The sequence below is a fragment of the Massilia sp. CFBP9012 genome (assembly GCF_034045115.1).
Classification (GTDB): domain Bacteria; phylum Pseudomonadota; class Gammaproteobacteria; order Burkholderiales; family Burkholderiaceae_D; genus Telluria.
The window spans coordinates 106,086-127,734 of the sequence record NZ_JAXCWM010000009.1 but is presented as its reverse complement, the minus strand read 5'-3'; the positions used below and the strand labels follow the sequence as shown (position 1 = coordinate 127,734).

Annotated in this window: 20 protein-coding genes; 13 read left to right on the top strand and 7 right to left on the bottom strand. The window is 65.1% G+C overall.

Annotation, left to right across the window (positions count from 1 at the left end; all coding sequences use genetic code 11):
- Window positions 1–12: 12 nt before the first annotated feature.
- From urtB to urtE, 4 genes are read left to right on the top strand one after another with little or no spacing between them, the layout of a single operon-like run.
- The gene (gene urtB / locus SOM61_RS16435; protein ID WP_320475194.1) at window positions 13–1,578 is read left to right on the top strand and encodes an urea ABC transporter permease subunit UrtB; all 1,566 of its coding nucleotides are present in this window, start codon (window positions 13–15) and stop codon (window positions 1,576–1,578) included.
- Window positions 1,575–2,702 carry an urea ABC transporter permease subunit UrtC gene (gene urtC, locus SOM61_RS16430; protein WP_320475075.1) on the top strand — a complete coding sequence of 376 codons (1,128 nt, stop codon included), beginning with the start codon at window positions 1,575–1,577 and terminating at the stop codon, window positions 2,700–2,702. Before urtB ends, urtC begins: the two co-directional genes overlap by 4 nt.
- The gene (gene urtD / locus SOM61_RS16425) at window positions 2,699–3,478 is read left to right on the top strand and encodes an urea ABC transporter ATP-binding protein UrtD (protein WP_320475074.1); all 780 of its coding nucleotides are present in this window, start codon (window positions 2,699–2,701) and stop codon (window positions 3,476–3,478) included. Before urtC ends, urtD begins: the two co-directional genes overlap by 4 nt.
- Window positions 3,479–3,483: 5 nt before the next feature.
- The gene (gene urtE / locus SOM61_RS16420; RefSeq protein WP_320475193.1) at window positions 3,484–4,182 is read left to right on the top strand and encodes an urea ABC transporter ATP-binding subunit UrtE; all 699 of its coding nucleotides are present in this window, start codon (window positions 3,484–3,486) and stop codon (window positions 4,180–4,182) included.
- On the opposite strand, the gene SOM61_RS16415 is transcribed toward urtE, so the two are convergent.
- The 3 genes from SOM61_RS16415 to SOM61_RS16405 form a co-directional block, all read right to left on the bottom strand.
- A complete protein-coding gene (locus SOM61_RS16415) occupies window positions 4,179–5,111 on the bottom strand; it encodes a response regulator transcription factor (RefSeq protein WP_320475073.1) in 933 nt (310 codons plus the stop codon). The genes urtE and SOM61_RS16415 overlap by 4 nt on opposite strands.
- Window positions 5,095–8,442 (bottom strand): hybrid sensor histidine kinase/response regulator, encoded by a 3,348-nt coding sequence (locus tag SOM61_RS16410; RefSeq protein WP_320475072.1) that lies wholly within the window; start codon window positions 8,440–8,442, stop codon window positions 5,095–5,097. The genes SOM61_RS16415 and SOM61_RS16410 overlap by 17 nt, the downstream gene beginning before the upstream one ends.
- 167 nt (window positions 8,443–8,609) lie before the next feature.
- Entirely contained in the window at window positions 8,610–9,170 is a 561-nt protein-coding gene (locus tag SOM61_RS16405; protein WP_320475071.1) for an IS6 family transposase, read from the bottom strand.
- Window positions 9,171–9,321: 151 nt separating this feature from the next.
- On the opposite strand from SOM61_RS16405, the gene SOM61_RS16400 reads away from it, so the two are divergent.
- Both SOM61_RS16400 and SOM61_RS16395 read left to right on the top strand, forming a co-directional pair.
- Window positions 9,322–9,462 (top strand): hypothetical protein, encoded by a 141-nt coding sequence (locus tag SOM61_RS16400; protein WP_183407421.1) that lies wholly within the window; start codon window positions 9,322–9,324, stop codon window positions 9,460–9,462.
- 335 nt (window positions 9,463–9,797) lie between these two features.
- Window positions 9,798–10,073, top strand: coding sequence for a transcriptional regulator (locus tag SOM61_RS16395; protein ID WP_148043991.1), 276 nt, complete (start codon window positions 9,798–9,800; stop codon window positions 10,071–10,073).
- Between the two features lie 549 nt (window positions 10,074–10,622).
- On the opposite strand, the gene SOM61_RS16390 is transcribed toward SOM61_RS16395, so the two are convergent.
- Window positions 10,623–12,716, bottom strand: coding sequence for a putative bifunctional diguanylate cyclase/phosphodiesterase (locus SOM61_RS16390; protein WP_320475070.1), 2,094 nt, complete (start codon window positions 12,714–12,716; stop codon window positions 10,623–10,625).
- A 415-nt stretch (window positions 12,717–13,131) separates the two neighbouring features.
- Between SOM61_RS16390 and SOM61_RS16385 the strand changes: the two genes are divergently transcribed.
- The 3 genes from SOM61_RS16385 to SOM61_RS16375 all read left to right on the top strand — a co-directional run bounded on the left by SOM61_RS16385 (window position 13,132) and on the right by SOM61_RS16375 (window position 16,060).
- The gene (locus SOM61_RS16385) at window positions 13,132–13,749 is read left to right on the top strand and encodes a phasin family protein (protein WP_320475069.1); all 618 of its coding nucleotides are present in this window, start codon (window positions 13,132–13,134) and stop codon (window positions 13,747–13,749) included.
- A 118-nt stretch (window positions 13,750–13,867) separates the two neighbouring features.
- Entirely contained in the window at window positions 13,868–14,791 is a 924-nt protein-coding gene (locus SOM61_RS16380) for an extracellular catalytic domain type 1 short-chain-length polyhydroxyalkanoate depolymerase (RefSeq protein WP_320475068.1), read from the top strand.
- Window positions 14,792–14,896: 105 nt separating this feature from the next.
- Window positions 14,897–16,060 carry a PAS domain-containing sensor histidine kinase gene (locus SOM61_RS16375; RefSeq protein ID WP_320475067.1) on the top strand — a complete coding sequence of 388 codons (1,164 nt, stop codon included), beginning with the start codon at window positions 14,897–14,899 and terminating at the stop codon, window positions 16,058–16,060.
- Between the two features lie 158 nt (window positions 16,061–16,218).
- Here the strand turns inward: SOM61_RS16375 and SOM61_RS16370 are convergent, their stop codons facing one another.
- Both SOM61_RS16370 and SOM61_RS16365 read right to left on the bottom strand, forming a co-directional pair.
- Window positions 16,219–16,608, bottom strand: a complete 390-nt coding sequence (locus tag SOM61_RS16370) for a hypothetical protein (RefSeq protein ID WP_320475066.1) — start codon at window positions 16,606–16,608, stop codon at window positions 16,219–16,221.
- Between the two features lie 57 nt (window positions 16,609–16,665).
- On the bottom strand, window positions 16,666–16,908 hold the full coding sequence (locus tag SOM61_RS16365) for a hypothetical protein (protein ID WP_320475065.1): 243 nt from the start codon (window positions 16,906–16,908) through the stop codon (window positions 16,666–16,668).
- A gap of 107 nt (window positions 16,909–17,015) precedes the next feature.
- Here SOM61_RS16365 and SOM61_RS16360 point away from each other — a divergent pair, with 107 nt between their 5' ends.
- From SOM61_RS16360 to SOM61_RS16345, 4 genes are all read left to right on the top strand, one after another.
- The gene (locus SOM61_RS16360) at window positions 17,016–17,222 is read left to right on the top strand and encodes a hypothetical protein (protein WP_320475064.1); all 207 of its coding nucleotides are present in this window, start codon (window positions 17,016–17,018) and stop codon (window positions 17,220–17,222) included.
- A 66-nt stretch (window positions 17,223–17,288) separates the two neighbouring features.
- Window positions 17,289–17,906 carry a PAQR family membrane homeostasis protein TrhA gene (gene trhA / locus SOM61_RS16355; protein ID WP_320475063.1) on the top strand — a complete coding sequence of 206 codons (618 nt, stop codon included), beginning with the start codon at window positions 17,289–17,291 and terminating at the stop codon, window positions 17,904–17,906.
- Between the two features lie 216 nt (window positions 17,907–18,122).
- Window positions 18,123–18,359 carry a hypothetical protein gene (locus SOM61_RS16350; protein WP_320475062.1) on the top strand — a complete coding sequence of 79 codons (237 nt, stop codon included), beginning with the start codon at window positions 18,123–18,125 and terminating at the stop codon, window positions 18,357–18,359.
- Window positions 18,360–18,403: 44 nt separating this feature from the next.
- Complete coding sequence (locus SOM61_RS16345; protein ID WP_320475061.1) at window positions 18,404–19,447, top strand: GGDEF domain-containing protein; 1,044 nt, start codon at window positions 18,404–18,406, stop codon at window positions 19,445–19,447.
- A 43-nt stretch (window positions 19,448–19,490) separates the two neighbouring features.
- Here SOM61_RS16345 and SOM61_RS16340 read toward each other — a convergent pair whose 3' ends face one another.
- The gene (locus tag SOM61_RS16340; RefSeq protein ID WP_320475060.1) at window positions 19,491–21,599 is read right to left on the bottom strand and encodes a TonB-dependent receptor; all 2,109 of its coding nucleotides are present in this window, start codon (window positions 21,597–21,599) and stop codon (window positions 19,491–19,493) included.
- Between the last annotated feature and the right edge of the window lie 50 nt (window positions 21,600–21,649).

Genomic DNA, 21,649 nt, shown 5'->3' with positions numbered 1-21,649 from the left:
CGCCACATGACGATGCACGTATTACGGGTTCTGCTGGCCGCGCTGTGGCTGGTCGCCGGCGCCGCCTGGGCCACACCGGCAGGCGTGGCGCCGGCGCTGCTGGCGCCGCTGGCCGGCGACGACCCCGACGCCCGCGTGACGGCGGTGGCGTCCCTGGGTGCACTCGGCACGCCGCAGGCGGCGGCGGTACTGCGCGCGCTGCAGGACGACGCGCTGTACGCGACCGCGGAGGGGGAAGTCGGCATCGCCGGTCCGGACGGCAGCCTGCCCGAGGGTGCAGAAACCATCATGGTCAACAACCGGCTGCGCGTGGCCATCGCGGCGGCGTTGTCCGGCATGGACCTGGGCGCGCCGCAGCCCGCACGTCGGCTGGCAGCGGCGCGCGCCATGCTCGATGGCGAACCAGATCCGGCCCAGTCGGCGCCGGCGCGGCGCGCACTGGTTCAGGAGACCGATGACGAGGTGCGCGCGGTGCTGGCGCTGCTGGTAGCGCGCATTGGACTGCAATCGAACGACCCGGCCGAGCGTCGCACCGCCGCCGTGCAGCTTGGAGAATCGGGCAACGCGGCCCAGCGCCCGCTGCTGCAAGCCTTGCTGGAACCGGGCTTTGAAACCGACGAGTCGGTGCGCGTGGCCGCGGCCACGGCGCTGGCCGCCCTCGACGGCCGTCAGCGCCGCGCCGACCTGGCCGGCCGCCTGTTCCAGGGGCTGTCGCTGGGCAGCGTGCTGCTGCTGGCCGCGCTCGGGCTGGCGATCACGTTCGGCCTGATGGGCGTGATCAATATGGCGCACGGCGAACTGCTGATGATCGGCGCCTACACCACCTGGCTGGTGCAGTCGCTGTTTCGCCATTATCTTCCCGAGTCAGTCGATTGGTATCTGCTGGCGGCGCTGCCGGCCGCATTCCTGGTCGCGGCGCTGGCCGGCATGGCGCTCGAGCGCACCGTGATCCGCTGGCTATATGGCCGTCCTCTCGAGACCCTGCTCGCCACCTGGGGCATCAGCCTGGTGCTGATGCAGGGCGTACGCACGCTGTTTGGCGCCCAGAACGTCGAAGTCGCCAATCCGGCCTGGATGGCGGGTGGCGTGACCGTACTCGGCTCGCTCGTGCTGCCGTACAACCGCATCGCCATCATCGTGTTCGCGGCGCTGGTCACCGCCGCAGTCTGGCTGTTGCTCAACGCCACCCGGCTCGGTTTGTTCGTGCGTGCGGTAATGCAGAACCGGCGCATGGCCGACTGCGTCGGCGTGCCGACCGGCTGCATCGACATGCTGACCTTCGGCCTCGGTTCCGGCATCGCCGGCCTGGGCGGCGTGGCGCTGTCCCAGCTCGGCAACGTCGGGCCCGACCTGGGCCAGGCCTACATCATCGATTCGTTCATGGTGGTGGTGCTGGGCGGCGTCGGGCAACTGGCCGGCACCGTGATCGCCGCGCTCGGCCTGGGAGAGTTGACCAAGCTGCTCGAACCGTTCACTGGCGCCGTGCTGACCAAGATCGGCATCCTGGTCTTCATCGTGGTCTTCATCCAGCGCCGTCCGCAGGGACTGTTCGCGCTCAAGGGAAGGAGTGTGGAATGACCCATCCGACGCAAGCGCTGTTCTCGCGGCCGGCCCGCTATCTTCTCGTGGTGCTGGTCGTCGTGGCGGCGCTGCTGCCGCTGCTGCACCTGGTGTTCCCTCCCGGGCACACGCTGCACATTTCCGGCTACACGCTGGCGCTGGTCGGAAAATTCATGTGCTACGCACTTGCCGCGCTGGCGCTCGACCTGGTGTGGGGCTATACCGGCATCCTGTCGCTCGGCCACGCGCTGTTCTTCGCGCTCGGCGCCTATGCCCACGGCATGTACCTGATGCGCGCGATCGGCCGCGATGGCGTGTACGGCAGCGCGCTGCCCGACTTCATGGTCTTCCTCGACTGGCAGGAGCTGCCGTGGTTCTGGGCCTTTACCGACAGCTTCTGGTACTGCATGGTGCTGGTGGTGCTGGTGCCGGGCGTGCTGGCCTTCGTGTTCGGCTACTTCGCCTTCCGTTCGCGCATCAAGGGCGTGTACTTTTCGATCATCACCCAGGCGCTGGCCTACGCCTGCATGTTGCTGTTCTTCCGTAACGATACTGGCTTCGGTGGCAACAACGGCTTCACCGATTTTCGCCGCATCCTCGGCCACGACATCACCGCGCCTGGTACACGTGCGGTGATGTTCCTGGTGACGCTGGCCCTCCTGGTCGGCGCGCTGTGCCTGTGCCGCTGGCTGGTGGCGTCGCGCCTGGGCCGGGTGCTGCAGGGCGTGCGCGACGCCGAGCCGCGCCTGATGTTCATCGGCTACGATCCGCTGTGGTTCAAGCTGTTCGTGTGGACGCTGTCGGCGGTCCTGTGCGGCATCGCCGGCGCGCTCTACGTGCCGCAGGTCGGCATCATCAATCCGTCCGAGATGTCACCGGCGAACTCGATCGAGATGGTGATCTGGGTTGCGGTGGGTGGGCGCGGCACGCTGATTGGGGCGATCCTGGGCGCGTTCACCGTGAATGGCCTCAAGAGCTGGTTCACCGCCGCCTTCCCCGACCTGTGGCTGTTCGCGCTCGGCATGCTGTTCATTCTGGTCACGCTGTTCATGCCGAAAGGGATGTTGGGACTGCGCCTGCCGCGTCGGCGCGCCTCACCAACTGCTTTGAGGGAAGAACAAGCATTGGAGGAAGCCGCATGAGGCTCGCCCACGACGACGCGCTCGATACCAGCCACGGCGCGATCCTGTACCTGGAAGACGTAAGCGTCAGCTTCGACGGCTTTCGGGCCTTGAACCGGCTGAACCTCGACATCTCGGTCGGTGAACTGCGCTGCATCATCGGCCCGAATGGCGCCGGCAAGACCACGATGATGGACGTCATCACCGGCAAGACCCGCCCCACGGCGGGCAGCGCCTGGTTTGGCCAGCGCCATGACCTGGCGACGATGAGCGAGCACCAGATCGCGCGCGCCGGCATCGGCCGCAAGTTCCAGCGCCCGACCGTGTTCGAATCGCACACCGTGTTCGAGAACCTGGAACTGGCGCTGAAGACCGACAAGCGGGTGCGTGCGGCGTTGTTCGCGCGCCTGGATGGCGAACAGCGCGACCGCATCGACGCGGTGCTGCGCCAGATTCGCCTGGACGACCAGGCTTGGCGTCCGGCCGGCCTGCTGTCGCATGGTCAGAAGCAGTGGCTCGAGATCGGCATGCTGCTGATCCAGGAGCCGGCGCTGATCCTGCTCGACGAGCCGGTGGCCGGCATGTCCGACTTCGAGACCGAACGTACCGCCGAGCTGCTCGACGAATTACGGGGGAAGCACTCGATCATGGTGGTGGAACACGACATGGGCTTCGTCGCCCACATCGCGCGCCAGGACAAGGTGACGGTGCTGCACGAGGGATCGGTGCTGGCCGAGGGCCGCATGGACGAAGTGCAGGCCGATGAACGCGTGATCGAAGTCTACCTGGGGCGCTGACCATGATGCTGCAAGCCGATGACCTGAATCAGTACTACGGTTCTTCCCACACCTTGCGCGGGGTGTCGCTCGACCTGGCCCGGGGCCAGTGCCTGGCGCTGCTGGGCCGCAATGGCGTGGGCAAGACCACGCTGCTCAAATGTCTGATGGGCGTGCTGCCGCTGGCTTCCGGCCGGGTGCACCTGGGTGGGCGCGACATCACGCGCCTGGCGCCGCATGCGCGCGCCGCCGCCGGCATCGCCTATGTGCCGCAGGGCCGCGAGATCTTTGCGCGCCTGACGGTGGAAGAGAACCTGCGCATGGGCATGGCCGTGCTGCCGGGCCGCGCGGCGCGGCATATCGATCCCGAAGTGTCCGACCTTTTCCCGGTGTTGAAGGACATGCTGGGCCGCCGTGGCGGCGATTTGTCGGGCGGCCAGCAGCAGCAACTGGCGATCGCGCGAGCGCTGTTGCAGCGCCCGCGCCTGTTGATCCTGGACGAGCCGACCGAGGGCATCCAGCCGTCGATCATCAAGGACATCGAGCGCGTGATCAACCTGCTACGCGCGCGTGGCGACATGGCAATCGTGCTGTGCGAGCAGTACTTCGACTTCGCCCACGCGTTGGCCGACCGCTACGTGGTGCTGTCACGTGGCGCGGTGGTGGCGCAGGGGCTGCAGTCGACCATGGACGGCGACGACGTCAAGCGCCACCTCGCGATCTAACGCTGGCGCGCGCTGCGGGCCAGGGCCTGCGACGCTGCCGCCGTGCGCGTCTCGACGCCCAGCTTGGCGAACACGTGCTCCAGGTGCTTGTTGACGGTGCGCGGGCTGGTGCCGAGGATGTCGCCGATGTCGCGGTTGGTCTTGCCCTTGCTGACCCAGTGCAGCACCTCGGCTTCGCGCCGGGTCAGGGCGAAGCCGGCCATCAGGCCCTGGACTTGAGCGTCATCCGATTCTTCGCGCAGTACCAGCGTGAAATAGCCATCGTCCTGGGCCTCGGCCAGGTCGAAGGCGAGGCGGCGCGTGCCCTGCGCCAGTACCAGCGGTGGCGTTTCCTGGCCGGCCGCACGGGCACTGACGGCGTCCTGCAACCACAGCACCACGCGCGCCGGCATGCCGCGATTGGCATCGTCGGCAAACCAGGACTGCATCCAGGCGCGCGCCAGCGGCGTCTGCCAGGCGATGCGGCCATCCAGGCCCGCCACCAGCACCGCGTGACCGAAGGCGTCGAGCGCGCTGCGCGCCTCGGTCACCATGCTGGCGGTGCGCATATGGGCGCGGATCCGCGCCAGCACCTCGCTCTGGCGTACCGGCTTGGTGACGTAGTCGGCGACGCCGGCCTGGAATGCCGCCAGGATGTGTTCATCCTCGGTCAGGCCGGTCATGAACACCACGGGAATCGCGCGCGTGCGCAGGTCGGCCTTCAGGCGCCGGCATACCTCAAAGCCGTCCATCCCCGGCATCACCGCGTCGAGCAGCACGATGTCGGGAGACAGCGCGCAGGCGCGTTCGATCGCGGTGACGCCGTTGTTGGCCACCACCACCGAATAGCCCGATTCGTCGAGTGCATCGTGCAACACTGCCTGGTTCTCAGGGACGTCGTCCACGACCAGCACCAATTGTCCTGGTGGTCTTTCAATGGCTTGTAGCATGGGTCGCTCCCGTGTCGATCAGGCGTGTCATGGCGTCGAGGTCCAGGCGCGCCGCATGGCCGCGCATTTGGTCGACGAAGTCGTGGTGGGCCGCGCCGATCTCGGCGATGCGGTCGAGTTCTGCGCGGATGCCCCGCACATAGCCGGCCGTGAGCTGGGCGCGCAATCCGGCCAGTACATCCGGTGGCGGCAACTGCAGCGCACGCGGCGTTGCAACCGGCGCCGCAGCGGCACCCAGCCAGTCGAGCTGCAGACGCGCCCCGATCCAGTCGAGCAGCTCATCGACCTGCACCGGCTTGGTGAAAAAGTCGGCGGCGCCGATGCCGGCCGGATTCGGCAATCCCTTGTCGTAGGCATTCGCCGAGACGATCGCGATCGGCGCCAGGCAGGCGTGTTCGGTGCGCAGCAGGTGACTGGTCTCCCAGCCGTCGATGCCGGGCATGGCCAGGTCCATCAGGATCAGGTCGGGTGCGAAGCCGGCGTGGCGCTGCAGGCATTCGGCGCCGGATGCCGCCTGGCCGACCACGAAACCAAGGGGTGCAAGCAATTGGGCCAGCAATTCGCGGTCGTTGCGTTCGTTGTCGACCACCAGGATGCGGCGCCTCGGGCCGGCGTAACCATGACGCCGCACCGGAACGCTCGCGGGAGTGCTCGCGTCGTCCTGCATGCGTGGCAGCCGCAGGCGCACCGCGAACACGCTGCCGCCCGATTCGCCGGCGCGCACCGTCAACTCGCCGCCCATCAACTCGGTGAGCAGTTTGCTGATCGGCAGACCCAGCCCGGTGCCGGCGCTGTCCCCAAGGTCACCCGCGCTGCCGCGCGTAAACGGCTCGAAGATGCTGTCGATTTCCTCGGGCAGGATGCCAGGGCCGGTATCCTCGACCTCGAAGGTCGCCATATCGCGTGCATAGCGCAGCCGGAACGTGACGCTGCCGTGCGCCGTGAACTTGACGGCGTTACCGAGGATGTTGATCAGTATTTGCGACAGCCGCTTGCGGTCGGCCCGCACCAGCGCCGGCAGCGCAGTGTCGCATGCGTGGACGAAGCCCAGGCCCTTGGCCGCGGCCTGCTGCTCGAACATGCGCACCAGTTGGGCGACGAAGGCGTCGAAGCGCAGCGGACGCAAATCGACGCTGAGTTTTCCGCCCTCGATGCGGGCGATATCGAGCGTGCCCTCGATCAGCGACAGCAGGTGTTCGCCGCTGCCGCGGATGACGCGGATAGCCTGGCGCCGGTGCGCCGGGATTGTCGGGTCGTCGTCCAGCAACTGGGCGTAGCCAAGGATGCTGTTGAGCGGCGTGCGGATTTCGTGGCTGATGCCGGCGATATAGCGGCTCTTTGCCTGGTTGGCATGGTCGGCCTGGCGCTTGGCCTGCTGCGCTTCTTCCTGCGCCACGCGGCGGCTCTGGCTATTCAAGACTAACCACCAGGCGATGATCGCGCTCACCAGCAGCAGCGCCCCGAACAGTTTGATGAAGGCCAGTTGCAGTGGCCCCAAGAGGCGCGTGTCGCCCGCCTGGGCCAGCGCGTCGGCTTCGTGCAGGTAGAGCAGGCCAAGCAAGGCGCCGAGAAACAGCACCGTCACCGTCATCAACAGCAGGTAGTGACCGAGGCCGCCGCCCAGGTAGGGCCAACTGGCGCGTGGCAGCACCCAGCGCATCACCGCTTCCCACTGGACCGCGATGCGCGCATGCGGCTTGCAGGCGTCGTCGCAGCGCGCATCGAGGCAGCAGCACAGCGAGCAGATCGCGCCGCCGTAGGCCGGACAGTGCGCCATGTCTTCCTGTTCGTACTCCTTCTCGCAGATGCTGCATACGGTGCTGCGCGGCGGCTGGTCGCGCGGCTGGCGCGCCATGTAGTAGCGCCCGCGCGTGACGAACGCGATGGCCGGTGCGGCGATGAAGGCAGAGGTGAGGGCGATGAAGGCCGAAAAGGCCTGGGCAGTCACGCCGAACAGGCCACCGAAGGCGGCGATCGACAGCGTCGATGCGATCAGCATGGCGCCGACGCCGACCGGGTTGATGTCGTACAGGTAGGCGCGCCGGAATTCAATGCCGGGTGGGCTGAGGCCGAGCGGCTTGTTGACCACCAGGTCGGCCACCACCGCGGCGATCCAGGCGATGGCCACGTTCGAGAACAGCGCCAACACCAGGTCGAGCGCCCCGAACACGTCCATCTCCATCAGCAGCACCGCGATCAGGGCGTTGAAGCAGGCCCAGACCACGCGTCCCGGATGGCTGTGCGTCAGGCGCGCGAAGAAGTTCGACCACGCCAGCGAGCCGGCATAGGCATTGGTCATGTTGATCTTGATCTGCGACACCACCACGAACACCAGGGTGGCCAGCATCGCCGCGCCATGGCTGTCGAAGAATTCGCCGAAACCGGCCAGGTACATATGGGTCGGATTGACCGCTTCAAGCAGACTGGCGCCGCCCTCGATCGCGAGCAGCGCCAGCAAAGCGCCGGCCAGCATCTTGAGGATGCCGAGCACGATCCAGCCGGGACCGGCCACCAGCACGCCCAGGTGCCAGCGCAGCGTGGGTTTCTCTTGCGGCGGCATGAAGCGCAAAAAGTCGACCTGTTCGCCGATCTGCGTGATCAATGCCACGCCGACCGCCGTGGCGGCGCCAAAAGCGAGCATGTCGAATCCACCGTGGCCACCTTGTGCACCACCGAAGTGCAGCAGTTCGGCCGGCAATTCAGGACGTTTGATGAGGATGGCGATGAAGGGCAGCACCATCAGGCCCAGCCAGAGCGGCTGGGTCAGCATCTGGATGCGGCTGATCAGGGTCACGCCATGGGTCACCAGTGGCACCACCGCCAGCGCGCTGATCAGGTAGCCGAGCCACAGCGGCAGGCCGAAATACAATTCGAGCGCATACGCCATGATGGCCGCTTCCAGCGCGAACAGGATGAAGGTGAACGAGGCGTAGACGAAGGACGAGATGGTCGAGCCGATGTAGCCGAAGCCGGCACCGCGCGTGAGCAGGTCCATGTCGACGCCATGGCGCGCCGCGTAATAGCTGATCGGCAGGCCGGTAAGGAAGATGATCAGCCCCACCGCCATGATCGCCCAGAAGGCGTTGATGAAGCCGTAGTGCAGGGCGATGGTGCCGCCGATCGCCTCCAGCACCAGGAAGGAGATCGCGCCGAAGGCGGTGTTGGCGACCCGGAATACAGACCACTTCCTGAATGCGCGCGGCGTGAACCGCAGTGCATAATCCTCGATGGTTTCGTCGGCCACCCAGGTGTTGTAGTCACGGCGGATCTTGACGATCCGCTGGACCGGGCGGGCGCCGGACGTATCTGGATGTGGTGCAGAAGCGCTCATGGGGCGAGGGAATGGTGTATTCCCCCCGATCCGTACGCAATTGTCATGCCAGAGCGCTCGGGGTGGCAGCAAGCCGTTACGCTGGTACTGTCAACTTGCTGAATCTAGAAACCGAGTTGTAGAAGCCGGGACAAACTGCCCCGGTCCGGGGAACGAAATGTGGCGGATTACACGTTCCTGCCTACATTGGTGACCTCATTCCAGATTGAAAATGCTTGGGTACGGACGTGTCGGTACTGCTGCGCCGACAGGCGGTTGCGCTGGCACTGGAAAACATTATTGATCGGGCCATGCGCTGACAGAAACCGCTGTGCATGGCCAGGTGACTTGAAGCGACGCATCTGTCGTTCGCATTGCCGCGACGGTCGGTGCGAGAGTTTGGCCCGGTTATTCAGCCCCTTGTGCTGTCGATGCTCAACACCCGGCATGATCTGCACCCTGGCTGCGGCGTAACTCTTCAGTTTGTCGGTGACCAGTACCCGTGGAGCGTAACGCAGACCCTTGAGTAGCTTGCAGAAAAAGCGTTTCGCCGACTGCCGCTTACGCCGGCTCTGCATGAGAATATCCAGTACATGACCATCTTGATCGACTGCGCGCCACAGGTAATGGTACTTGCCCTTGATGGTGAGCACCACCTCGTCGAGATGCCATTTGTCGCCGCGCTGCGGCTGGCCCCGACGCGCAGTACCGAATGGCAGAGGTTCGCTCGAGACGCTAGATATCGTCATTGGTGATATCCGCGAAAAGGACCGCGCATACCACGCAATAGAGATATCACGATTTTGTATCTCGATGATCGGTAATCAAAATTGGATTTATATCAGTGACGCTCATACACTGTCTACATCGCTCAATGCTAACGAATCCACAGGAGCTGCCATGAACACGCTGACCATTACCTCCCACGCTGCTTCTTCCAAAACGTTTGAACGCCACGTTGCGTCCTTCCTTGCCGGTTTGCGCCGGCTGATCGAACTCGCAGGCGCGCCCTACGTCGACAGCCCGCTGGCCCCACTGTAATCCTGGACAGTGCGTTCAGTACGGTCTGCACAAGGTCGAAACACCTATTGGGCATCACAAGCGGCGAAAAATACGGTTCTCGCCTAACTGATTGATTCCTGATGCCAAGACACGGCGCTGCAAAGCCACCTACACGGGTTCGACTCCCGTCCTCGCCGCCGGATTTTCGAGATACGGGCCCCATTGGGGCCCGTTTGCATTGGGTTCAGCACCACACACCAGCCGTTCGCTGCAATGCAGGCAGGGGATCGACTTCAACTCGCCACGCTTCGGAACGGGCGATTCCTGCATCGTGCTAGCATGGGATCCGTCGTCACCACCATCGAGGAGCTGCCATGGAACTGATCGAGCCTGACGAGATGCTGCGATATGGGCAGGTCCTAAGAGCATGGTCGTGCGATCCTGCAGATTTTGAACTGCATGAAGTCGATACGACCGACCCGTGCAGTGACGAGTTGTACCCGTTCAAGGGTTATGTCGACATCCGTCGCAATTCGACTGCGCAGCGCAGGGAATATCCAACCGGCGACGGCACGGCATGGGTCGAGAGGTTCGAACGTGATCTGGCTGCAGGACGATTTGGCCAGGTCCGTTCGGCTGACGGATGCTGATGCGCCGACGTGTAATGTGTCTACGCGGCCAGAGCGCCTGCGCATGCGCCTTTGCCACGGCGCCGGCCTGGCCGCGCAGGCCGCTTGCCAGGAATTATTCGTAGATCGACGCCGAAATCACCGTCTACATGGCGCAACTGCTGTATGTTGGTTGCCTGACCTCGGGCTGCACGTTTGCCTTGCCTTCTCCAAGGAATTCCGACCAGATTCCCGGCCAGATGTTCGATCACACATGACCGCATGGCCACATTTAAACGGAGAAAATCATGAGCAAAAACCAGGACGCGAAGAAATCGACCAAAAAAGAACCTGCCAAGACCGCAAAGGAAAAAAAGGCGGACAAAAAAATAAAGAATGCGGAGAAATTGCGCCAGCAATAAGATCCTTAAGGCGACATCATCGCCAGCCTGTGTTTGCCGCGACAGTGACCGCGGGCCGTACGGGGCAGCGAACACGCCGGCACGAGATTCCCCGCTCGCCGGCGGCAGTGGACGATGCCATGGCATCGACACCGTGACCTGACACAGTGCAGGGCGCAGGGCAGGGCGTTCAGCAAGGCCATCCATTGCCGAGCATTGCCTGCATCTGGGCTGCGTTCACCGGATGGCTGAACAGGAAGCCCTGGCCTTCGTTGCAGTTGTGGTTCTTGAGAAAAGCGAGCTGCGCTTCGTCTTCGACGCCCTCGGCGATGACGCGCTGGTGCAGGTTCTTGCCCATGTCGATGACCGCGATGACGATCGCGCCGTTGCATCCCGCCCCCGTTCCCGACTCGATCGCCCTGACGAAGGACTGGTCGATCTTGAGCACGTCGATCGGGAATTCATTCAGGTAACTGAGGCTGGAGTACCCGGTGCCGAAGTCGTCGACCGCGATCTGTACGCCCATTGCCTTGAACTTGGCCAGCAGCACGGCACTGGCGGCGACATCGTGCATCAGCACGCTCTCGGTCAGTTCGAGCTGGATACGTGTCTGGTCCACGCCGGTGGCATCGAAGATCTCGAGCGCGTGCGTGAAAAAATCCCGATGGCGAAATTCCACAGCAGAGATGTTTACCGCAACCGATACATTCGGGATGCCAATGCCGCGCCAACGAACCAGTTGCGCGCACGCTTCGCCCAATACCCAGCGCCCGATTGGAACGATCAGGCCGCATTCTTCGGCAATCGTGATGAAACGCTCCGGCATCACCAGTCCCCATTCCGGATGCTCCCAGCGCAGCAGGGCTTCGACACCGGTAATGCAACCGGTTTGCAGGTCGACCTTGGGCTGGTAGTGCAGCCTGAATTCGGCGCGACCCAGTGCTCGGCGTAGATTGGTTTCGACCAGTTGTCGCTCGACGGCGCGGGTGTTCATGTCCTGGCGGAAGAACTGGTAGTTATTGCGCCCCAGGTCCTTGGCATGGTACATGGCGGTGTCGGCGTTCTTGATCAGGGTGGCGGCATCGGTCCCGTCGGGCGGGAAGGTGCTGATGCCGATACTGGTCGAGGTATGCAGCTCGTGGGTGTCGATCACGAATGGCGCCGACAGTGCCAGCAAGATCTTGTCAGCCGCCAGCGCCGCATCGCGCGCACGCCGTTCATTGGCCAGCAGGATCACGAACTCGTCCCCGCCATGACGGCTGACCGTGTCGGACGTACGCACGCAGGCGACCAAACGCTGCGATACCGCCTGCAGCAGGCGATCGCCCATCGCGTGTCCCAGGGAGTCGTTGATGTGCTTGAACTTGTCCAGGTCGAGGAACAGCAGCACCGGGGCGGTGTCGTTGCGCCTGGACATGGCGATGGCCTGGGTGATGCGGTCGCTCAGGAGGGCGCGGTTAGGGAGGTTGGTCAGGAAATCGTGCTGCGCCAGGTGCCGCATCTTGGTCGTCAATGCCACGTTGTCGGATATATCCCGGAACACCATCACGGCGCCAACGAGCTGCCGATCCCAATCGTGGATGGGCGCGGCAGAGTCTTCGATCGGGATGCGCCGGCCCTGACGTGAAACAAGGATGGCGTTGCCGCTCAGGCTCGCGGGCTGGTCGGTATGCAGGATGACATCGACGGGGCTGGTGATCGTGCGTCCGCTGTCGGCGTCGACCAGATCGATCACTTCCGCGACGGCCCGTCCGCGTGCCTCTTCGCGCGACCAGCCGCAGACCAGTTCGGCCGCAATATTCAGGTAATCCACGCGCCCGGCCATGTCGACCGAGACGACGGCATCGCCGATTGAGTTGAGCGTGATTTCGGCACGTGCCTGGGCAACGTAGAGCCCGCGCTCCACTTTCATGCGTTCGATGATGTTGCGCAGCGACTGCGGCACCAGGTAATTGTCGAAGAAACCCTTCGACAACCAGCCCTGGGCCCCGCGTTGGACCGTCTCGACGGCATCGGCCTCGTCGTCGGGTGCGCATAGTATGAGGATCGGGGTATGACGTGCCGCCGCGTGCAAGCGGTCGAAGCATGCCAGGCCCTGACTGTCCGGGAGCAGCAGATCGACCAGGATCACATCGATCTGGCCGTCCTGGATGCGGCGCAGACCGTCCGACAGGGTAGCGGCGTGTTCGAGAACGAAAGGGCCATCGCGTGCATTGCCCAGCGCCTGGCGCAGGCTGGCGACGTCGTGGGCATCGGGGGAAAGGATGAGCACTCGATAAGGCATGACGTCTCCGGCTGGCATCGGTGGTTACCTCTTCGCGCATCGAGCAAATTGTTTCGCATGGGCCGGGATTGCGTCAATACAGTATAGCAACCCGCATCTAATTGTCAAATTTGTAATAATAAATAGCTTAGCGGTACATCGTGCTTGTCGACGGCGCTGCCGCTGCATCCGCGCATCCGCTGCGGGACCTTCGCGGGCAATGTCTTGCCGACTGCCATCGCCCGAAAATAGATATGCGAATCGGCCGCCTGGACGCGTAAAAGAGCGCATAGTGCAAAGGTCACACGCGATCTGCCCTGATCGTCATCTCCCAGTCGGCACCTGCCGTGCTGCCATTCCCGCCTGATATGTCAACGCACTGCGTCCGGCGCTCGCATGACCATCGCCATCGATTCCATTCCTTGAAAGGTACGCCATGTATCCGTTTCCCCAATCCGTCAATCCCGCCGTGCGATCGCATATCGACGCCCACAGCGCCTTCCTGAACGAGCTGTCGCAAACGATGTTGCGCTCGTTCCAGCAGGTCTTCCAGCTCAATATGCGGTTTGGCCAGACCCTGCTCGAGGAGGCCACCGGCACCGCCCAGCGCATGCTGAGCGCCGATCGTCCCACCGACGCCCTGTCGGCGGCGGCCTCGCGCGCCCAGCCCGCTACCGACAAGCTGCGTGCATACCAGCAGCAGTTGTCGCAGCTGGCCGCGACCACCCAGGTCGACCTGACCCGTGCGAGCGAGCAGCATGTGCAGGAAACCTCCCGTACCGCGCGCGCGCTGGCCAGCGAAGTCACCCGCGCGTCGGCCGAGGAAGCCGACAAGAGCCTGCGCCAGCAGGAGGAAACCGTCAAGAACTCGCGCGACGCGTTCTTGCAGGAGGCGCAGCGCGGCGCCAGCATCGGCGCCGACTACCTGAACCAGCTCCAGGGCGAGGCCGCGGGCGCGAAACCCGATGGACAGCCAGGCCGGCCGCACAACCCCGGCAACGGGCAAGACGGCAATGGCCTGGCCGGCAACGCTGTAGCGTCGCCACCACGCTGATCTTCCATCCTCGCCCGGGCCCCGGGGGCAAGCCTTGCGGCGGCGCCGACCATGCGGTCGCGCCGCCGCTTGCGTCTGCGCGACTGCTTTGCATCACCTTATTGGGGAAAAGCGAACCATGTTCAACATCTTTTTCGACGCCTGGTCATCGCTGGCCCTGCCCTGGAGCGGCGCCCCCGCCCAGCGCGTTTCCGGCAGCCGGTTCAGCCACGGACTCCATGAGAACGGCGAGCGTGAACTGCACTATCGCCTGTTCATTCCCGGCGGCGAACGCGGCCCGATGCCGCTGATCGTCATGCTGCATGGTTGCGGGCAGGACGCCGCCGATTTCGCCGCCGGCACCGGCATGAATGCGCTCGCCGAAAAGCATGGCTGCCTGGTCCTGTATCCGGAACAGTCCTGCAGCGCCCACTACAACAAGTGCTGGAACTGGTACGACCGGGCCCATCACCGGCGCGGCGAAGGCGAGCCGGCGCTGATCGCCGGACTCACCCGGCGTATCATGGACGAGCATGCGGTCGATCCCGGCAGGGTCGCGGTCGCCGGCCTGTCCGCGGGCGGCGCCATGGCAGTCATTCTCGGGCGAACCTATCCCGACCTGTTCAGCGCGGTCGGCTGCCATTCGGGGCTGGCGCACGGCAGCGCCGGCAGTGACGCCGGCGCCGCTGCACCGGCACCGGTCGCGTCCAGTGCGCATGCCGCCGCGCCAGTCATCGTTTTCCATGGCGATGCCGATACGACGGTCCATCGCATGAACAGCGGCGGCGTGATACGCCAGTTTCTCGACAGCCATGCGCTGCACCGGCGCGCGGTGGATGCCGGCGTCGCCGTGGAGGCCGAGACAGGACGCAGCGGCGGGCGGGCATTTACCCGCCACGTGCATCGCGAACGCACGGGCGGCATCGTGGCCGAGGAATGGACAGTGCACGGGGCCGGCCACGCCTGGTCGGGCGGTGACGCGCGCGGCAGCTATACGGATGCCCGCGGACCGAACGCCAGCAAGGAGATGCTGCGCTTCTTCATCGGCAGCATGGATGCCTGAGCGGGCCGGCGGCGGTACAGATGACATGCACGCCCGTGCGTGTCCTACGTCGGCACGCGGCGCCAGCGTCCATCATGATGTACGACGATGAAACCGGGAGCCGCTGTGGCACGAATACCTGAAAGGCGGCGCGGCAGTGACCGGCGCGCCGATACTGCGCTGGATGCCCATGGTCTGCTGATCGGGCAGATCGCCTGCCCCGCGTACTGTTGTACTCCTGACGGGGCCGTACGGTACGCCAACGACTCCGCCAGGCGGCTATGGGGCGTCTGCCCCGATCCGGACGAGGATGAGCGCTGGGACGGTTTCAAGGCGCTGTACCGCCCGGATGGCAGCGCGCTCGACAGGCCGGCATCGCCGGCCGCGCTGGCGGCGCGCACCGGCCTTGCCCAGCCGGCCGCCGAACTGCTGGCCGAGTCTGTCGACGGGGGCCGGCGCTGGGTGGTGATCCATGCACGGCCGGTGCTCGACGCCGATGGCGCCAGCGCAGGCGTGCTGTGCTCCCTGACCGACATCAGCGAGCAGCGGCGGCTCGAAGACCAGGTCAAGTTCGTGCATGACAACCGGGCCGGCTTTCTGCACGTGCTGGCGCATGAATTGCGCAATCCGCTAGCCCCGGTCATGGCAGCGGCCACGCTGCTGCAGCGCCGGCCCGGCGCCCCGGGCATCGACCGCATGGCCGGCGTCATCGCGCGCCAGACCAGGAAGCTGGCGCGCTTCGTCGACGATCTGCTCGAAGGCTCGCGCATCGAACAAGCCGGCGACACGCCGGTGTTCAAACGCGCCTCGAACGTGGACGAGGTGCTGGAGAACGCGTGCGACGTTGTCGGCTGCGTCCTGGGCGAGCGTGGCCAGACGCTCAAGTTGAGAATTCCTGCACAGGGACAGGTGCGGGGCGCCATATTGTGGTGCGATCCCGAGCGGCTGGCGCAGGCGCTCGGCGGCGCCCTGCTCAATGCGAGCCAGTTTTCCGACGATGGGGCCGCGATTTCACTGGCGGTCGCGGTCGATGGCGTTTTTCTCGAGCTGCTGGTAAGCGACCACGGGATCGGCGTCGAGGAAGGCGAACTACCCCTGCTGTTCCAGCCGTTTCGCAAGTTCGCCCCCCATCCCGCTCGCGCTGAATCGGGAGCGGGACTCGGCCTGGCCGTCGCGCGCAGCGTGAGCCGGGCGCATGGGGGGACGGTGTCCGCCGACAGCGCCGGGCGGGGGCAGGGCTTGCGCCTGAAATTCGTGCTGCCGGTGGTGCTGGATGCGACGTCTGCCTGAGCCGGACCTGGCGCCAGAGGCCCGCCTCGCGCCCGCCGGGCCAACGGCGCGCCTGGCGGCGGGCAATGCGCGCAGGCTGGGATTACCGGTCACGAAACTCTGCAGGAAGAGCCCCGCTCGCTTTCGGACAGCATGGACATGGCGCGGGCGGCCGTGGTTCAGCCGGGCGGGCGAGGGGAGTGTCGGAGAAGCGCCGCATCGATCCTGGCTTTTGCGATGCGAATCACGCTCAGGTGCGCGTTCGCGGCACTGCGTTGTGGATTGACGAGCGAACCTCTGACCGTGCGCTCCCCTTGCTTGAACGCGTGGAAGTGTCCCAGCCACATTTCGGGCTGATTCTGCGACGGCGTGGTGGCCCACTCGATGCTGTAGCCAAGGTAAGGCTCGTCGAGCATTGTGAATTCCATGGTGTTCGTGTCGGCCCGGTTTTGCATGATTGCCCGAATGTTGACGCATATTGTGCGGGTCGGACGCGCCCATCGTACCAAGGGGAGCGCACTACGAACCTTTGCCGGCCATGGATGAAAGTGGCGCTGGATGGTCGCCATGCCGCTGTCGGTGCGCGAATGGACAGGCGCGCGAGCACGCAAAAGCATGCTGGCGCTTCAATGAATATGTGGAATGAGTCGGTTGTCGATCCACTTGCGCGCATTGTCGAAGGAACTGTTGACGGCTTCTTCGACGGTCAGGAAGCCCTTGGTCCCGGTCGCCTGGTGATGGCAGAGGGGGAAAGTCGCATGTTCGCTTTCATAGATCGTGAAAATGGCCATGAAGCGTCTGCGGATCGTTTCGACCGGATTCGCCACGATGGTATAGCCTTTGTAATGCGATTTTGGCTCGGCGTGCATGGAATGCTCCTTGGTCAGGAAACCACAGTAGCACGAAACCATGTACCCGCTTCATCTGGCAAAAAATATAATACTTGTGTTCATCGGGGGGGATGCTAGACTGGCAAATGCATACCCGTATCGATCGCCTGAATGCCATATTAATCGATGCGATCGTGAGCAATCATCGCGCTCGCGGCATCCAAGCCACAGCCGAAGCGCTGGCGACAAATCACGTTTCGCTGGAGGTGGCGCTGCGTGTGCTGACCCGGCCATGGCGGCGGCGGGTCGCGCGCACCGCAATCCCTGTTTTCGGGCATCGCTTACCCGAGTGACGCACCCTGGCCGGCCATGCAAGGCTGTCCGCACGCACGCCGGGCCTTGCCTGCGAAAGGCGGCGCATGGTCCACGGTGAACGCTTCAACAGCATCACCCATGCCGTGGGGGCGGTGGCCGCGGTCGTGAGCGGCGTGCTGCTGGTGGACGTGGCGGCGCGCAGCGGCGATGTCTGGAAGGTCGTCAGCTTCAGCATCTACGCGGTCACGCTGTTGCTGCTCTACCTGACCTCTACCCTGTATCACAGCCTTCGCGGCGCAACCAGGAACGTTCTGCGCAAGATGGACCATTGCGCGATCTACCTGCTGATCGCGGGCACGTACACGCCATTTACGCTGGTGACGCTGCGCGGGACCATCGGCTGGACCATGTTCGGCGTGGTCTGGACCCTGGCCGTGCTCGGTATCGCGCAGGAACTCCTGTATGCCAGGCGAGGGCGGGTGCTATCGCTCGTCATCTACGTCGTGATGGGCTGGCTCGCCGTCGTCTGTACCGTTCCTCTGGTGGATGCGCTTGGCCGCGCCGGCTTTGCCTGGCTGGCTGCGGGCGGCTTGTTGTATACGGCCGGCATCGGCTTTTATGCCACCGACCACAAGGTGCGCCATGGTCACGGGATCTGGCATCTGTTCGTCCTGGCCGGCAGTATTTGCCACTACATCGCCGTGCTGTTGCATGTGGCCTGAGGCCTGAGGCCTGAGGCCTGAGGCCTGAGGCCGGCCACGGCGCCACGGCCGCCATCCGCCCGCGGCGATGGCGGACGGCATGCCCGATGCATTGTTACGAAAAGCGCTGGTCCCCTGGCAATGCGGCGCGTATGATCGATCGCACTGGCGTTTGAAACAGCTGCAGGCATTATTCCGATGTGTCGCCCAGTTTCGGCCGGTTGTGATGGAGAATCGATGCTGATCAACGAGCGCCAGCGGCGCCGGGATGGGCCCGCAGCGAATGCCGTCGCACGCGGGCTGAACATCCTGGCAGCACGCAATGCCGAACTCGCTATTCGATACATGCGCCACAAGCAGGTCCCCGAGCATGTGATTGCGCGCGTGCTCGGCCATCCCGGCCTGCGCCGCCGGGAGAGCGAGGGACAATCGGTCTCGGAAGCGATCACCCCGTCGTCACCAGACGATCAATAAGCCGCAGTCGTGGCTGCGGACCAAACGCAAGCGAAGAGCTACCGATGACACACATGACCGAACCGAGTCCAGACCTGGAAGCGCGGCAATTGCGCGCGTTGCTCACCATGTCGCGTGAATTGATGCAAGTCGACAAGCCCGGCGCCGCACTGGCGCTGGCAGGCCGGGCCATGGCCGAACTGGCGCACATCGACAGTGCCTTGCTGCTGGTGCGTGGCGAAATCAACGAATGCATCGATTTCGACCGTGGGGGCAGGCCGGACAAGGCGACGTCAGGCCATGACTGGTACCGCATGGCGTTGGCCCGCCTGGACCGCGGACCGGAACAGGCAGCGATGGTGGACCGGCGGACGATGCTGGTTGGCGTGCCGAGCAGGCATACCATGGCCGTGCTGGCCGCCGGCTGGACGGGCGACGCGGCGCCGGACACCTGGAATGAACGGCACAGCCTGCTGGGCACGATTCTCGAATTGTCCATCGCGACCCTGGGAAGGATCTCGGCGCGCACCTCGCTCGAGGCCCTGGTGTCGGTTCAATACGAACAGATGGCGGGCAGCGCCCTGGCGCATGCCAACGAACTGGCGCGTCGCGACGAATCCGACGTTGCAACGCGCGCGCTTGCGCTGACCGACGTCCTGACCGGCCTGAACAACCGGCGCGGCTTCTTCGCCCAGGCCGAGCACATGTTCAAGCTGGCCCGGCGCAAGCAGACCGGCTGCGCCGTGATCTATGCCGACATCGACGGCCTCAAGCTGGTGAACGATCGGCTCGGCCACGCCACCGGCGACAGGCTGATCCAGGACGCGGCCAGCGTGCTGCGCGAATCCCTGCGCGACAGCGACGTGCTGGCACGCTTCGGTGGCGACGAGTTCGTCGCATTCGCACTCGACGACGCGCATCCGCGCGTGATACTGGCACGGCTTCAGGACAATCTGCGCGCGTTCAACCTGATGCAGGAACGCACTTACCTGCTCGGGGTGAGCGCCGGCGCGGTGCAATGCGATCCGGGCAGCGGCACGGCATTGCTCGACTATGTGCAGTCTGCGGACCGGGAAATGTATCTGCACAAGCGCAGTTGCCTGCATTAGACGAACGCCCCGTCAGTCGCTTTCCCCTTCGCCTTCGGTCGCGTCAGAAGAAATACCGTAGCGACGCACCCCCGCTGGCCTGCGGCACGGTAGTGACCACCAGAGCGCCCGCCGTGCCATAGGCGATGTCGCTGGCGAACTTGTGCGGCTGCAGCGTCGCGAACAGCGCGCCCTGGAACTTGCCGATGTCATAGGTCGCCTTGACGTCGTAGCGCACATAGGTCGGCATATCGCGTTCGTATGACGGCGTGCCCATGTAATAGGGATTGCCGGCCGTGACATACACGTCACCGGCAAGCGTGAGCCGGCCCGGTCCCAGTGCGCTGCGGTACTGGGCGCCGGCCTTCCAGGTGTGCTCCGGCACCGACAGGCGGGCGCCGGCGCCGGGGGCCGGGTTGTCCAGGCGTGCGCGCAGGATGCGGCCATAGTTCAGGTAGGTACTGAATGCGCTGCTGAACTGGTAGCGCAGGTCGAGCTCCACGCCGCGGCGGGTGGTCTGGCCGGAGGCCACGAACACGTCGGGCGCCGTGTTGACGATCTCGTCGTCGTTCTGGATGGTGTAGAACGCGCCGGACATGCTCAGGCCGTCGAGCGGCCTGGCGTTGAAACCGACATCGTGCGAGCGGACCCGGCTCGGATCGATGCCGGCGTTGATGCGTCCTCCCGCGGCGCCCAATGGTCCCAGGCTGCCGCTGGTGCTGATCTGCTCGGCGGCCGGCGAGCGGAAGCCCTGCGCGATATTGGCGTACAGTTCCACGTCGGGCACGATGTTCCAGATCGCGCCGTACTTTGGCGTGAGCACCGAACCCTTGTAGCCGGTCGACGCGGCCGGCAGCTTGAGGTTGACCAGGTCGTAGTCGAACCGGTCGTAACGCGCGCCGCCATGCAGCTTGACGGTCGGCAGTACCCGGTACTGGCCCTGCACGAATACGCCATAGGTCAGCAGGTCCAGGTCCTGGTTGTTGACGTAGTTGGCGGTCGGCTGGCGTTCGCGGTATTGCTGGCGATACGCATCGCCCTTGTCCTTGCGCGCCTCGGCGCCCAGGGTCAGCACGGCGGCGTCGCCGAAGGTCCAGGTATTGCCACCGCGCGCGCCGTAGATGCCGCGGTCGTCGTAGCCGTAGGTGTGCTGGGTGGTGCTGGTCTGGATCGCGCGGCTGCGCTCGAAGTCCTCGGCGTAGGCGGTGGCAAACCAGCCGGCCTCGCCGGATGCCGGACGACGGTTGAACACCAGGGTCTTGCGCTGGGCGGCGCCGAAGCCGGGCAGGTCGTACATCGTCGAATGCGGGTCGAGGCCGGCTTCCATGGCCGGCAGCGACAGGTAGCCGGCGCCGGCGAAGTCGGACTTGTAATAGGTGGCGCGCAGGCTGTAGAGGCCATCGCCGATCGTGGTCGACAGTTTCCAGAACAGGTTGCTGCGATCGGTGAAGGCGCCATGGCGGAAGCCATCGAGGCTGTAGCGGTCGGCCACCACCAGCGAGCGCAGCTTGCCATGTTCGCTGGAGAGCACCAGCGAGCCACGCCGACCGCCATAGCTTTCCACTGTCACCGTGGCGCTCGATGGCGTGGCGGCGCCGCCTTCGCGGGTGCGGATCGCCACCGCGCCGGCGCGGTTCTGGTCGCCATACAGTGCCGAGACGGGGCCCTTGATGACGTCGATTGTGTCGATCATGTCGCCGGTCATCCACTCGAGGAATGCCGGGCCGTGGCCGGCGCCGCCCTGGCTGGACGGGATGTTCTGCGGCACGCCGTCGATATGGATCGCGGTGTCGGCGCCGTGCGTGCCCTGGGTGGCGAAGCCGCGCATGCGGAAGCCGTTGCCGGTGTCGCCCTGGTCGATATTGTTGGCGACCACGCCTGGCACGCGCCGGAACACGTTCGAAATATCGCGTCCGATGTCCAGCGTGGCGAGCTCTTCCGCGGTCACCGTGGTGACGCTGCCGGGCAGCGACCTGGCGCCGGTGCCGGGCGCCAGGCGCTCGTCCTCGCTGCGCTGGCCCCGCACTTCGACCACCTGGGCCGGGTCGGCGGACGCGGTGGCGGCCATATCCTCCGCCAGCGCCGGCACGGCCAGCGCGCAGGTGAGCATGACGGCATGTGGAATCGCGCGCAGGGACGCGGCGGTCGGGGTGGGACGGGTGACGGATTGCAAGATGACTACTCCAGAAACGTGGGGGAAGTGTTGAAAATTTCGGATGCAGG